12 protein-coding genes are annotated in these 13,804 nt (G+C 68.1%); 4 read left to right on the top strand and 8 right to left on the bottom strand.

The features are described 5' to 3' along the window. Positions 1 to 245 precede the first annotated feature (245 nt). The 3 genes from ABFG95_RS11800 (at position 246) to ABFG95_RS11790 (ending at position 2,299) form a co-directional block, all read left to right on the top strand. The gene (locus ABFG95_RS11800) at positions 246 to 503 is read left to right on the top strand and encodes a type II toxin-antitoxin system Y4mF family antitoxin (protein ID WP_049076418.1); all 258 of its coding nucleotides are present in this window, start codon (positions 246 to 248) and stop codon (positions 501 to 503) included. A 111-nt stretch (positions 504 to 614) separates the two neighbouring features. Continuing rightward, on the top strand, positions 615 to 902 hold the full coding sequence (locus ABFG95_RS11795) for a hypothetical protein (RefSeq protein WP_156524566.1): 288 nt from the start codon (positions 615 to 617) through the stop codon (positions 900 to 902). A 197-nt stretch (positions 903 to 1,099) separates the two neighbouring features. After that, positions 1,100 to 2,299 carry an MFS transporter gene (locus ABFG95_RS11790; protein WP_175144868.1) on the top strand — a complete coding sequence of 400 codons (1,200 nt, stop codon included), beginning with the start codon at positions 1,100 to 1,102 and terminating at the stop codon, positions 2,297 to 2,299. 33 nt (positions 2,300 to 2,332) lie between these two features. Here the strand turns inward: ABFG95_RS11790 and ABFG95_RS11785 are convergent, their stop codons facing one another. The 8 genes from ABFG95_RS11785 to ABFG95_RS11750 form a co-directional block, all read right to left on the bottom strand. Then, positions 2,333 to 4,516, bottom strand: coding sequence for a TonB-dependent siderophore receptor (locus ABFG95_RS11785; protein ID WP_348995897.1), 2,184 nt, complete (start codon positions 4,514 to 4,516; stop codon positions 2,333 to 2,335). Between the two features lie 40 nt (positions 4,517 to 4,556). Then, positions 4,557 to 6,017 (bottom strand): ABC transporter permease subunit, encoded by a 1,461-nt coding sequence (locus ABFG95_RS11780; protein ID WP_348995895.1) that lies wholly within the window; start codon positions 6,015 to 6,017, stop codon positions 4,557 to 4,559. A 10-nt stretch (positions 6,018 to 6,027) separates the two neighbouring features. After that, positions 6,028 to 7,416, bottom strand: coding sequence for an ABC transporter permease subunit (locus tag ABFG95_RS11775; protein ID WP_049076410.1), 1,389 nt, complete (start codon positions 7,414 to 7,416; stop codon positions 6,028 to 6,030). Beyond that, a complete protein-coding gene (locus ABFG95_RS11770) occupies positions 7,413 to 8,123 on the bottom strand; it encodes an ABC transporter ATP-binding protein (RefSeq protein ID WP_348995893.1) in 711 nt (236 codons plus the stop codon). The genes ABFG95_RS11775 and ABFG95_RS11770 overlap by 4 nt, the downstream gene beginning before the upstream one ends. Before the next feature lie 230 nt (positions 8,124 to 8,353). Continuing rightward, positions 8,354 to 9,664 (bottom strand): MFS transporter, encoded by a 1,311-nt coding sequence (locus ABFG95_RS11765; protein WP_024070516.1) that lies wholly within the window; start codon positions 9,662 to 9,664, stop codon positions 8,354 to 8,356. A 32-nt stretch (positions 9,665 to 9,696) separates the two neighbouring features. Continuing rightward, positions 9,697 to 10,845 (bottom strand): galactonate dehydratase, encoded by a 1,149-nt coding sequence (dgoD, locus tag ABFG95_RS11760; protein ID WP_006391563.1) that lies wholly within the window; start codon positions 10,843 to 10,845, stop codon positions 9,697 to 9,699. Beyond that, entirely contained in the window at positions 10,842 to 11,495 is a 654-nt protein-coding gene (locus ABFG95_RS11755) for a 2-dehydro-3-deoxy-6-phosphogalactonate aldolase (RefSeq protein ID WP_348995891.1), read from the bottom strand. The genes dgoD and ABFG95_RS11755 overlap by 4 nt, the downstream gene beginning before the upstream one ends. Next, a complete protein-coding gene (locus ABFG95_RS11750; RefSeq protein ID WP_348995890.1) occupies positions 11,492 to 12,508 on the bottom strand; it encodes a 2-dehydro-3-deoxygalactonokinase in 1,017 nt (338 codons plus the stop codon). The genes ABFG95_RS11755 and ABFG95_RS11750 overlap by 4 nt, the downstream gene beginning before the upstream one ends. Before the next feature lie 408 nt (positions 12,509 to 12,916). On the opposite strand from ABFG95_RS11750, the gene ABFG95_RS11745 reads away from it, so the two are divergent. Next, positions 12,917 to 13,756, top strand: a complete 840-nt coding sequence (locus tag ABFG95_RS11745) for an IclR family transcriptional regulator (RefSeq protein ID WP_049076401.1) — start codon at positions 12,917 to 12,919, stop codon at positions 13,754 to 13,756. Positions 13,757 to 13,804 lie beyond the last annotated feature (48 nt).

Here is a 13,804-nt window from a genome sequence, read left to right as displayed (position 1 = left end):
GGCGGTACGAAGGCAGGAAAAGGGCGCCCGCGAGGGCGCCTTTTTCATTGGCCAGGACGGGAGATCAAGGTTTCGGCAGGCGCGGGACAGGCCGCTGCCCGGGGGAAGGCGCCGTAATATTCCTGATCGGTAATTTTTCGGGCAAAGCGCGAGGGTTTCTCAAATAAAATTACCGATCGGTAATTTTATTTGTATAGCTCCGGCATGTTCGCCTAGACTTCCCGTACGGTAATTCGGAGAGTCCCATGCCCTCGCCACCTTCCGCCGATGCGGCGGCCACCGTCATCCACACCTCTGCCGAACTCGGTGAACTGGTGAAGGAGGTGCGCCGCGCGCAAGGGTTGCTGCAAACAGACCTGGCCGGCTTGTCCGGCACCGGCAATCGCTTCGTGGTGGACCTGGAGCGGGGCAAGCCGACGCTGCAGTTGCAGAAGGTGCTCGACATGCTGGACCTGCTGGGCCTGGAAGTGCGGGTTGGTCCCAAGCGCGTGGGCCGGCCATGAGCGTCGACGCGCTCGATCTTTACCAGGCGGATCGCAACGTCGGCCGCCTGTTCGACGAACGGCCCCTGCGTTTCGTCTATGACGATGGCTGGCTGGGATGGCCCGCGGCGCATGCCATCGCGCAATTTCGCGTTCACCGTGGGGGGCGAGTCCAGGCCCGGCCACATCGGCCGCGGACACCTGGATGCCATGGCCCGGGAGCTGGGCTTCAGTCCCCGCTATGTGGCTGGCGTGGCGCAGGCGCTGGTGACGGCACTGCCGCCGGCGCTGGAAACGGTGCAGGCCGACCTGGCGCGGCAGGCCACGGCGGGGACGGAAAGCACGCTGATCGAGCGTCTGGGCCAGTGGATCCGGGCCAATACCCGCAAGCTCGCCAAGCGCTGGGAATTGCCGGGCTGATCCTGCCCGCCTCCTGGAACCCCCCCACGTCATTCATGACTCCAGGTCAAAAGTCTTTCCCCGTTTTGTCGCTTTTTCCGTAAGGGTATACCCGTCATACTGGCCGCCTGTCTTCCGATCAGACGCGCCCCATGCGCCCGGCCTTTGCCGCGACGCCTCTGGATTCCCTGGTCGGCGCATCCAACCAAGGAACCCGTATGTCCTCCCATGAAACCCCGCCGGTGAAAGCCGGCCCGCCCTTGCTGGCATTGGCCGTCGGCGCCTTCGGCATCGGCGTCACCGAATTCTCGCCTATGGGCCTGCTGCCCGTGATCGCCGACGGCGTGGGGGTATCCATCCCCAGCGCCGGCATGCTGATCAGCGCGTATGCGATCGGCGTGATGGTCGGCGCGCCGCTGATGACGCTGGCGCTGTCGCGCTGGTCGCGCCGCAAGGCGTTGATCGTGCTGATGGCGATCTTCACGCTCGGCAACCTGTTGTCGGCGCTGTCGCCCAACTACACCACGCTGCTGCTGGCGCGTCTGGTGACCAGCCTGAACCATGGCGCCTTCTTCGGCCTGGGTTCGCTGGTGGCCGCCAGCGTGGTGCCGCGCCACAAGCAGGCCAGCGCGGTGGCAACCATGTTCCTGGGGCTGACCATCGCCAACGTCGGCGGTGTGCCGGCGGCGACCTGGCTGGGCCAGGTGATCGGCTGGCGCATGTCGTTCGCCGCGACCTCGGTGCTCGGCCTGGTGGCGATGCTGTCACTGTGGTTCGCGCTGCCGGCGGGCGAAGCCGGGCGGCGCCCGGACATCCGTCACGAACTGGCGGTGCTCAAGACCCCGGTGGTGCTGGTGGCGTTGTTGACCACGGTGCTGGGCGCGGGCGCGATGTTCACGCTGTACACCTACGTGGCGCCGACGCTGGCCGAACTGACCGGCGCGTCGCCCCACTTCGTGACCGCGATGCTGGTGCTGATCGGCATCGGCTTCACCGTCGGCAACACCGCCGGCGGCCGCTTCGCTGACCGCTCGCTGGATGGCAGCCTGATCGCCTTCCTGGTGCTGGTGATCGCCGATCTGCTGGCCTTCCCGTGGCTGGCGCAGACCCCGGTGGGCGCCGCGATCGGCCTGTTGATCTTCGGCTTCGGCACCTTCGCCGTGGTGCCGCCCCTGCAGATGCGGGTGATGCGCGCCGCCACCGACGCGCCCGGCCTGGCCTCGTCGGTGAACGTGGGCGCGTTCAACCTGGGCAATGCGGTGGGCGCGGCCGCCGGTGGTGGCGTGATCTCGGCCGGGATGGGCTATGCCGCGGTGCCGATTGCCGGCGCAATCATCGCCGCGGCGGGCCTTGTGCTGGTGCTGTGGCAGCGCGCCGCCAACCAGCGCCAGCGCAAGCTGGCGGTGCAGGGCTGCTGAGCGTGAAGCGGGGCGACATCGCGATTCGTCCCGTCAGAACTCGAACGTCGCGCCCAGCTCGTAGGTGCGACCCGGCGCCAGCAGCACCTGGCTGGTGGCGCGGCCGCCGTAGTAGGCGTAGAGCTTGTCGGTCAGGTTGCGCACGCGGAAGGTGATCAGCGCCGGCCGGATGCGGTAGCTGATCGCCGCGTCCACCGTGGTGTGGCTGTTGATGCGGATCTGATTGGCGTTGTCGGTGTAGATCTTGCCGGTGTGGTTCAGGCCGACGAACAGGTCCATCGGCACCTCCTTCAAGCGGTAGGTGGCGTACAGGTTGGCGACTCGCTCGGGCACGTTGGGCGGGGTGTTGCCCACGCGCGAGGTGCCGTCGGCCTCGGTGAGTGAATCGAAGCGTGCGTTCAGCGCGGCGACGTTGCCTGACAGGGTCAGTTGCGGCGTGATGCGCCAGTCGGCCGACAGTTCCACGCCGCGCGAAGACTGGCGGCCGTTGTTGACCGTCACGCGCGGGTCGTTGGCGTCGCGCGTCAGCACGTTCTCCAGTTTGATGTGATAGACCGCCGCGGTCCATTCGACGTCGCCCAGGCTCTGCTTGAAGCCGGCCTCCCATTGTTCTCCCTTGGCCAGCGGGAACGAGGCGTTGGACTGCGACAGCAGGAACAGCGAGCCCACCGGGATGGTGGCGTTGGTGTATTGCGCATAGACCGAGGACGCCGGCGTCAGGTCATACACCGTGCCCAGGCGCATGGAGTTGGCGCCGTAGCGGGTGCCGAAGGCGGTGTGGGTGCCGGCGTTCAGGTCGGTGATGCTGCGCTCGACGCGGATGCGGTCGTAGCGGTAGCCGCCCACCACGGTCCAGCGATCGGTCAGCTTGAGCGAGTCTTCCAGGAACAGCGCGGCGCCGCGCACGTCGGTGGTGTAGTCGGTGCGGTTACCGGCGCCGCTCATCAGGGCAGGGTCGTCGTTGTAGTAGCCCACGTCCGGGTTCCACAGCGACACGCGCAGGGCGTCGGCGGTGCTGGCGGCCCGGTTCGAGAAGCGCCGTTCGCTGTCCAGGGTGGTCTTGCTGAGTTCCCCGCCGATGACGAACTTGTTCGACAGGCCGCCGAGGGTGCCGCTGTGGGTCGCGTCAAAGCGGTCGATCAGGTAGCGCTGGTGGTGCGTGATGATGGTCTGGTCGCGGTTGATCGAGCCGGGCGCACTGAAGGTGGCCGACTCCGAGTTCTTCCACAGCCGGTCGACCTTGTTCATTGCCAGCTCATTGCGCAGCGTCCACGATGGCGTCAGCTGGTGGGTGACCCGTGCCCGCACCCAATAGGCTTCGGCCTCGTTGCGATCGTCGAGCACGTTGTAGTTCTTGCCGGCCAGCGCGCGGTCCAGGACGCGGCCATCGTGCGTGCTGACCACGCCGGTGGGGTCCTTGGCCAGTTCGCGCGGAATCAGCGGCGTGCCCCAATAGGCATGGCCGGTGTCGCGCGAGTAGTCGAACGACAGGTCCAGGCGGGTGGCGGGCGCGACGTCAAAAGCCACGCCGGTGGTCAGGTGGTCCAGCTTGTTGCTGTTGCGGGCGATGGTGCCGACGCGGCTGTCGTTGTGGCTGTAGTCGATGCGGTAGGCGCCGGTCTCGCCGAAATTGTCGCCCAGGCCGATGCCGGTGCGCGTGCTGCCATAGCTGCCATACGAGAACATCGCTTCGCGCGAGGGGTTGTCGCGGTCGGGGCGCTTGGTCTGGAAGTTGACGATGCCGCCGATGGCGCTGTCGCCCTGCAGCACCGAGGCCGGGCCTTTCAGGACCTCGATGCGTTCGTAGTTCCAGGTGTCCTCGACCCGGTTGGTCGAACCGGCGCCCGACATGCGCAGGCCGTCGTACAGATACAGGATGTCGGTGAAGCCGCGCGAGGTCAACGTAGTGGGCGAGGACGGCGGGCCGCCGCCGGCCAGCCCGGTGGCGCCGCGCAGCGCTTCGCTGAGGGTGGCGGCGCCGCGTTCGCGCATGGCCTGCTGCGACACGATCTCGACCGAGGCGGGCGTTTCGCGCAGGGTCAGGCCCAGGCGCGAGGCGCTGCTGCTGCGGCTGTCCAGATGCAGACTGTCCGCGTCGCTGGCGGCCTCCACGCGGATGCTGGGCAGTTCGGCCTCGCGCGCCTGGGCCTCTTGGGCCTGGACGTTGGGCACGGCGGTGCAAGCCGCGAGCGCGGCGGTGGATACGACTCTTCTCATGACGCTTTCCCGAAACTCGATGGGGGTGAAAAACCTGTGTCTAGACCACGCGATAGCGGCGCAGGCGCCAGCCGGCCAGCGCCAGCAGCAGCGCGGCGGGCGCCAGCAGCTGCAGCAGCGCGCGCAGGGCACGGCCGCGGACGGCGGCGGGGTCCTCTTCCTGCCACTGGAAGACCGGCATGCCGGGGAAGTCCTCGGGCGTGATGGCGCGGCTGGCCTCGATGCGGGGCAGGAAGAAATCCTTCCAGGCCCGGTGATAGGCATCGATCTGGCGCATGAAGTGCGCGTGGCGGCGCTGCCCCGTGCCCGCCAGCGCGGTGATGCCTTCATAGGCCACCGCCGCCGGCGACAGCACGCTGTACCGGGCGACCAGCGCCTGCTGGCGCGCCATCTGCGCGTCGAAGCGATCCAGCTCGGGTTGCATCGCCGCGTCCACCTGGCGCTCGACCCGCGCATGGCCCAGTGGGCGGCCGGTGATTTCCAGGCGGCCGTCGCGCGGGATCAGCGCGTCGGGTCTGTCCATGTGCCCATAGTCGGTCGACAGCAGGGCGGCGTTGTCGCGCATGGCCAGCGCCGTGGCCACGCGGGTGCGCGTGGCCAGCTCGGCGCGCGACGGCGCCGGACTGGCATAGGCCGCCACCAGGTTCAGGATCACCGGCACCACCAGCACCAGCAGGACCCAGCCGACCATCAGGATCATGGCGTTGGCGGCCGAGGACTTGCCGAAGGCATTGACCGCCACCACGGCCGCGAACCAGAACAGCGCGTAGGCGCCCACCAGCAGCGCCCACCACAGCGTGGCGCTGGCGGCCTGCAAGGCCTGGGGGCGGGCGATCAGCAGCGCCACCACCGGCAGCAGGACGGCCGCGCCGAGCAGCACCGCCGCGCGCAGGACGATCTTGCCGCTGACCAGCGTCAGCAGCGACAGCGGCTGCGACAGCAGCAGGCGCAGCGTGCCGTCTTCTTTTTCGCCGGACAGCAGGTTGTGACCGAGCGCGAAGATCAGCAGCGGCAGCAGGTAGACCACCACGAACGCCAGGTCAAAGTGTCCGCTCAGCAGGTGCCAGGGATTTTCGATGTCGTTGTTGTGGATGAAGTTGACCTTGCTGTCGTAGGTCACCTTGAACTGCGAAGGGAACAGGTCGGTCTGGCCCAGCGCCACGGGGGCCAGCGGCACGCTGGGCATGATGGCGTAGTGCGCGCCCAGGCCCCCGCCCATGTTGGCGGGGCTGGCCGGGTTGCCGAACGGCGTCGGGGTTTCGCTGCCGTCCATGATGCGCTGTAGCTGGGCCAGCTGGCTGGCGCGGTTCTGCGCATCGGCGCGCGCCAGCGCGGCCTGGGCCTCGTCGCGCAGCGAGGTCTGCAGCAGGCCGTTGAAGACGGCATAGCCCACCAGCAGCAGGAACAGCAGGCCGCACAGCCACAGCGCGCGCTCGCGCGTCAGCAGGCGGAGTTCGTGCCGCAGGACCATCCCGAAGCGGCGAAATTGCGTATCGTGCACCAGGGGTCTCCTACAGGGCGGTCTGGCGGGCCACGGCGCGCCAGGCAAAGAGCAGGCTCAGCAGCAGCGCGGCGCCCAGCATCAACAGGCTCAGGCGCGCCTGGTGCAAGGCCCAGCCGGCCTCGGGCGGCTGGTAGCGGAACGGCGGCACGCGGGCCCACAGCGACGGGCTGGCCTGATATGAGAAGTGCTGGTGTTCCAGCGTGTCGGCGTGCGCCACCAGGTCGGCGCTGACGATGTCCTGGATCACGCGGCGCTGTTGCTCGGCGGCGGTGGTGAAGTCGCGGTGATGGGCGAAGTCGGTGCCGGCCATGGCGGCCGACAGCGCGCGCACCGCCAGCAGCGGCATGAGCCAGCCGGCCGATTCCTGAACGGTCTGCTGCCGTTCCCAGGTGTCCCACAGGCGGCCGAAATGGCGGTCGTAGACGGCATAGCTGGACTGGTCGTCCAGCTTGAGCGCCAGGCCCCATTTGTTCAGCGGCACGTCGCGGCTCCAGCGTTCGGTGGTGCCGAAGGCCTGCATCCAGACGCGGTCGGAGGTGGCCTTGAGGTCGTCCTGCAAGGCCTGGTTGAATTCGAGGCGCGTGGGGCTGGGATACAGGCCGCGCGACAGCTCGGCCATGACGCGCGGCGCGATGACGGTATTGGCGATCCACAGCGCCAGCAGCACGGTGATCGCCACGCGCGACGAGCGCGCCGTCGCCGACACCCCCAGCGTGACGAAGATGAAGGCCGCCAGGTACATCGCATAGCCACCCGCCAGGACGCCGAACCGCAGCAGCGCGTCGAGCCGTCCTCCCGCCAGCCACACCACGGCGATGGCGACCAGCGCGGCGGGCGCCAGCAGCAGGCCGAGGCTCATGGCCAGGGCCGTGGCCTTGCCCCACAGCAGCCGCCAAGGCGCGACGCCCAGGCTCAGGGTCTGGCGCAGGATGCCTTGCTCGCGTTCGCCCGAAAATGCGTTGAAGCCCAGCACGATCACCAGCAGCGGTCCCAGCGCCTGCAGGATCCACGCCGCGGACAGGTCGCCGAAGCGTTGCAGTCCCGTGGCATCCTGCGCCGGCCGGAATTTGACTTCGCTCTGCCGGTGCGCCTGCAGCCACACCGTGCTGCCGATATACGGATTGATGCCGGGGTCCAGCAGCGCCAGCGTGGTGTCGGGCTTGAAGACGTGCATGCCCTGGTGCGCGGCGTCGTGCGGGTGGCGCGCGCCCTGGCGCAGCCAGTCGCTGTAGTCGGTGTTCTGGGCGGCCGCCTGTTCGGCCCGCGCTTCCTGCTGGTGCAGGTAGCCGACGGCCAGGGCTGTCATCAACAGCACCGCGACGATGCCGCCGGCCCAGTAGAGCCGGCCGTCGCGCAGGCGTTCGCGCAGGTCCTTGAGAGCGATCAGGAGGATCATGCCTCTGTCCTCATGTGCGTCAGGTACAGGGCCTGCAGGTCGAGGTCGCCGAGCTGGCGGGCGTCCAGGTTTTCGACCAGGCGCCCGCGCTTCATGATGCCGATGCGGGTGGCGGTCTGGCGCGCATGGAACAGGTCGTGCGTGGTGGCGAGAATGGCGACGCCGCGCTCGGCGGCGCGTTGCAGCAGGCGCGTGAACTCCGCGGCGGCGGAGGGATCCAGGCCCGAGGTCGGCTCATCGAGCAGCAGCGCGCGGGCATTCTTGGCCAGCGCCACGGCGATCCACACCTTCTGGCGCATGCCCTTGGAATAGGCGGCCACCCGCTTGTCCGCGGCGGCCTGGTCCAGTCCGACCTCGGCCAGCAGTTCCAGCAGCCGCGCCCGTGGCGGCGCTTCCCCCAGCGCCAGCGCCGCGAAGTAGCGCAGGTTTTCCAGCCCGGTCAGGGTGCCGTACAGATTGACCTGTTCCGGGATGTACGCCACGTGGCGCTTGCTGGCCAGCGGCTCGCGCGCCACGTCCAGCCCATGGATCAGGGCCTGGCCGCCGTCGGGCGCGATGAAGTTCAGGAACAGGTTGATGGTGGTGGTCTTGCCGGCGCCATTGGCGCCCAGCAGGCAATAGATTTCGCCAGGCTCGATGCGCAGGTTCAGCGGGTGGAGGGCGATCTGGTCGCCGTAGTGTTTGGTCAGGCCGATGGCTTCGAGCACTGCAAATCCTTCTTCGTCCGAAGATGCCGGAAATTCAAGGGAGGGGGTGGGGGAGCGGGGGCGCCGGCGCAGGGCTTCCGATCCATTGGGAATTTCTATCGTTGGGGATGATATAACATAACGTGATTATATTGCCATTCCTCGCGCGGAACTCTGGCAAAAACAACGACCCAAAGCAGAAGGGCGCCCACGTGGGCGCCCTTCGTCATTGCGGCAGCGGTGCGCGCCGGTCAGGCTTCGATCCGCTCCACCTTGCCCACCAGCAGGATGTACGACAGCGCGCCCAGCAGCGCCAGCGACGACACATACACGATGGCCGGCGCGAAGCTGTCCTTCGACACCAGGAAGCCGATCACGATCGGCGTGCAGATCGACGACAGGTTGCCCACGAAGTTGAACACCCCGCCGGTCAGCCCCAGCAGCCGCACCGGCGCCAGCGCCGACACCAGCGACCAGGTGATCGACGCCAGGCCGTTGCCGAAAAACGCCACCGCCAGGAAGAAGATCACCCATGGCGTCGAGTCGGTGAAGTTGGCGCCGATCATCGACGTCGAGATCAGCAGCCCCAGGATGATCGGCAGCTTGCGCGCCAGGCCCACGGTGGCGCCGCGGCGGATCAGGAAGTCCGACAGCACGCCCGAGCACAGCACGCCGATGAACGCCGCCAGGAACGGCACCGACGCCAGGAAGCCCGACTTGATGAAGTCCATGCCGCGGTACTTCACCAGATAGGTGGGGAACCACGTCAGGAAGAACCACAGCGTCGAGGTCAGGCAGAACTGGCCCAGGTACACACCCCACAGCTTGCGCTGGCTCATCACCAGGCCCAGGTCGTTCCAGTTGAAGGGGGCCTTCTTCTCGGTCACACGCTTGTCCAGGTCCACGACGCCGCCGCCTTTCTGGATCAGCTCGATCTCGGCCGCATTGGCGCCCTTGAACTGACGCGGTTCACGGTAGATCAGGTACCACAGCACGCCCCAGACGATGCCCAGCAGGCCGGTGCTGACGAACACCATGTGCCAGCCGTAGTGATGCTGCAGCCAGGCCAGCACCGGCGTCAGGAACGCCAGGCCGACGAACTGGCCCGAGGTGTAGAAGCCGATGGCGGTGGCCCGTTCCTTTTCCGGAAACCAGGTCGTGACGACGCGGTTGTTGATCGGATAGGCGGGCGCTTCCAACGCGCCCACGGCCAGGCGCAGCACGAACAGGATCACGAAACTGCCGGCAAACCCCATGAAGAACGTCGCCGCCGACCACAGGATCAGCGCGGCCGCGTACAGCACGCGCGGCGACACGCGGTCCACCAGCCAGCCGCCGGGGATCTGCATGGCGGCGTAGGTCCAGCCGAAGGCCGACAGGATCAGGCCTTCGTGCACCGTGTCCAGGCCGAACTCGTCCTTGAGCGCGGGCGCGGCGATGGACAGGTTGCTGCGGTCCAGGTAGTTGATGACGACGGTGATGAACAGCATCACCATGATGAGATAGCGGCTGCGCGTCGGCCGCTGGGCGCTTTGCAGGCCTGGGTGGGTGGCGGTGGTCAAGGGGGTCTCCTCTTTCGCTTTTTTCTACCGGCTTACCACTCGGCGAAGCTGCCGTCGGCGTGGCGCCAGATGGGGTTGCGCCAGCGGTGGCCCACCGCCGCGCGTTCTTTCACGTATTCCTCGTTGACCTCGATGCCCAGGCCGGGGCCCTGCGGAATCGCGACCATGCCGTTCTCGTAGGCGAACACTTCGCGGTTGCTGACGTAGTCCAGCAGGTCGTTGGCGGCGTTGTAGTGGATGCCCAGGCTCTGTTCCTGGATGAAGGCGTTGTAGCAACCGGCGTCGATCTGCAGGCAGGTGGCCAGCGCGATCGGGCCCAGCGGGCAGTGCAGCGCCAGCGCCACGTCGTAGGCCTCGGCCATGGCGGCGATCTTGCGCGTTTCGGTGATGCCGCCGGCATGCGACGGGTCCGGCTGGATGATGTCGACGTAGCCGTCGGCCAGCACGCGCTTGAAGTCCCAGCGCGAGAACAGGCGCTCGCCCAGCGCGATCGGCGTGGACGTCAGCGGCGCCAGTTCCTTCAGCGCCTCGTAGTGTTCGCTCAGCACCGGCTCTTCGATGAACATCAGCTTGAACGGGTCCAGTTCCTTCATCAGCACCTTGGCCATCGGCTTGTGCACGCGGCCGTGGAAGTCCACGCCGATGCCGACGTTGGGGCCGACCGCGTCGCGCACGGCGGCCACGTTCTCCAGGCACTTCTCGACCTTGTCGAACGAATCGATGTACTGCAGTTCCTCGGTGCCGTTCATCTTGACGGCCGTGAAGCCGCGCTCGACCGCGCCCTTGGCGGCCGCGGCCGTGTCGGCGGGTCGGTCCCCGCCGATCCACGAATACACGCGGATGCGGTCGCGCACGTTGCCGCCCAGCAGTTGCGACACCGGCACGCCCAGGTCCTTGCCCTTGATGTCCCACAGCGCCTGGTCGATGCCGGCCAGCGCGCTCATGTGGATGGCGCCGCCGCGGTAGAAGCCGCCGCGGTACAGCACGGTCCAGTGGTCCTCGATGTTGCGCGGGTCCTTGCCGATCAGGTAGTCCGACAGTTCCTCGACGGCGGCGGCCACGGAATGAGCGCGGCCTTCCACCACGGGTTCACCCCAACCGACGATGCCGGCGTCGGTCTCGATCTTCAGGAAGCACCACCGCGGCGGCACGATGTAGGTAGTGAGCTTGGTGATCTTCATGCTTGGGTCTCCTGGGCGGGATAGGCGCGTTGCCAGGCGGCAATGAAAGCGCGCGCGTTATGGCCGACTTCGGTGGCCGACAGGCCGGGTTTGTACAAGGCGGAGCCCAGGCCGAAGCCGCTGGCGCCCGCCTGGGCGTAAGTGGAAAGGTTGTCAGGGGTGATGCCGCCCACCGGCACCAGCGCGATCGGCGGGCGCATCACCGCGCGCCAGGCCTTGAGCACGGCCGGGCCGAGCTGTTCGGCGGGGAACATCTTGAGCACGTCGGCGCCGGCCGCCAGCGCGGCGAAGGCTTCGGTCGGCGTGGCCACGCCGGGGCACGAGGCCAGGCCGGCGGCCTTGGCCGCGCGCACCACGGCCAGGTCGCTGTGCGGCATGACGATCAGCTCGCCGCCGGCGTCCTTGATGCGCGCCACGTCATCGGGATTCAGCACCGTGCCGGCGCCCACCAGGCAGTCGGCTGGCAGCGCGTCGCGCATGGCGCGGATGCTCGCCAGCGGTTCCGGCGAATTCAGCGGCACCTCGATCAGGCGAAAGCCCGCCTCGTACAGCGCTTGCGCGACGGGCACGGCCTCGGCCGGCGTGATGCCGCGCAGGATGGCGATCAGGCCGCAATGGGCCATGGCGGTTTGCAGTCCGGTATGGGTCATGATGTGGTCTCGGAAGAAGAGGGGGCAGGCACCAGTCCGGCGCAAACCGCCAGGTGCCACAGGCCGCGTTCGGTGGCGTGTTGCGCCAGTCGCGGCGTGCCCAGGCCGTAGTGCCGCAGCGCCAGGATGTAGCGCTGGCACAGCGCGTCGTCGCCGCACAGCACGATGCGCGGCAGCTCGCCCTGCAGCCGCAGCATGTCGGCCAGCGCGGAAATCTCATGGCCGATCAGCAGGCCCGACAGGTAATCGGCCTGCGACACGCCGGCCAGTTCGCCGGTCAGCCCCAGCGCGCGGGTGCTGAAGATCGTCGACAGCACGCCGGCGCGGCCGGCCGGCACGCCAGCCACCTTCAGGCCGCGCTCAAAGGCCGCCATGTCGGAGGTCGGCGCCTCGATCATGGTGCGGCCCAGGATGGTGTGGCCGCGCAGCGCGGCGTAAACCTCGCCGGTCATGAAGGTGTCGAAATGCGTGACCTGGCCGCGGCGCGCGTTGACCCATTTCGAATGGGTGCCGGGCAATCCGATCAGCACGCTGTCGGCGGGGTCGTCGGCCTGGTCGAACAGCACGCCGAATACCTGCGTTTCTTCGCCGCGCATCACGTTGGGCAGGCCATGCCGCTGGATCAGGCCCGGCACGATGTGCACGGGCGTGGCGCCGTTGCGCTCGACGCGGGTCAGCAGGGTGCCGATGCGTTCCAGGTCCACCGGCACGTCCAGGTAGGCGGCTTCCCGCCAGCCTTGCGCGCTGCCGACCATGCCGCAAGCGATCACGGGAAGATGGGGCTCTGCCCGCAGCCAGTCGCCGCAGGCCTGCTCGAACGCCAGTTCGAAGCCCGATTGGCCGCTGGGCGTGGCGGCGCCGTCCTGCAAGGGTTGCGGCAGGCGCATGATGCCCCATGGCAGGTGGCGGGTATCCAGCGTGCGGCCGGCGCCATCCAGGCGATAGGCGCGCAACGAAGAGGTGCCCCAGTCCAGCGCTATGAGTGCCGCGCGGGCAGGTGATCCGGTTGTCATCAGAATCTGTCTCGTCTCGGGCCGGCGGCGCGCTGCGGGCGCGGGCGCGCGCATTCGCGGCGTACGCGGCAGTCAGGGGCTGGCCAGCCTTGTTGTCGTCAGACCCGCGACGGCGCCGGGGCGGCGGCGGACGGGCTGGGAAAAATTCTAGATCAGCGCTTGAAAAATCTCAAAATATAGAATTAAATCCCATATATAGGGAAAAAAGCGAGTGGCGAAAACTCCCCATGCCGCGGCCTTGCGCAGCCAATCCGGCCGCTTGACGCTTGACGCTTGCCGCTTGCCGCTTGCCGCTTGCCGCTTGCCGCTTGCCGCTTGCCCCTTGCCGTCTGCCGCGTAATACCGCTTGCCATGCCCTCCCGCCGGTCTTCGCCGCCCGGTCCACGTTTCGATTCACACTCCTTTCTCATGTCCGATTCCTCGCCCGCCTCTCCCGCCTACGATCCCGACGCCGCGGCGCCCGCCGGCACGCAGACCCTGATGCGCGGGCTAGGCGTGATCCAGGCCGTCGCCTCCGGCGCGCGCGACCTCAAGGACATCTGCGCCCACATCGGCGTGGCGCGCAGCACCACGCACAGGCTCGCCAGTTGCCTGGTGCAGGAACGCTACCTGCGCTCGCTTCCCGGCGTCGGCTACGTGCTGGGCCCCAAGCTGATCGAACTCGGCTTCCAGGCGCGCGAAGCCTTTCCCATGGCGACGTTGGCGCGTCCGTACCTGGACGGCCTGGCCGCCGAGACCGGCGACACCATCCATCTGGCGGTGCGCGACAACGACGAAGTGCTGTACCTGGAAAAGATCCCCGGCAAGAAGGGCCTGGAGATGCGCTCGCGGGTCGGCCACCGCATGCCATTGGCCGCCACCGGCGTCGGCAAGGCGCTTCTGCTGGATGCCGACGAGCCGCAATGGAAGGCGTTGCACCGCGTCGGCGCGCCGGTGTCCTCGCGCGCGCCGGGCGGCCGCCAGACCTGGGAAGCCTTCCGCGACCGCATGCGCGACTACGCGGCCAACGGCTACGCCTTCGACCTGGAAGACAACGAACCCTCGATCCGCTGCGTGGCGGCGCCGGTGCGCGACGCTTCCAGCGGCATCGTCGCCGCCATCAGCGTGTCCAGCACGGTGCCGTACATGTCGTTGGAACGCATGAACGAGATGGTCGACGTGGTCAAGGACGCGGCGGCGCGCATCTCCGCCGAGCTGGGCTGGAAGGTGCAGGGCGGGCCCGCCAAGACGCGCGACGCCGGCACATAACGCGTCGCGCTGGCAAAAAAAGGCGACCTCGACACATGACGCGGGCCG

The organism is Achromobacter sp. HNDS-1 (assembly GCF_040084795.1).
GTDB lineage: Bacteria > Pseudomonadota > Gammaproteobacteria > Burkholderiales > Burkholderiaceae_B > Achromobacter > Achromobacter ruhlandii.
The sequence above is the reverse complement of the archived record's forward strand: the minus strand, read 5'-3'. Positions and strand labels throughout refer to the sequence as shown.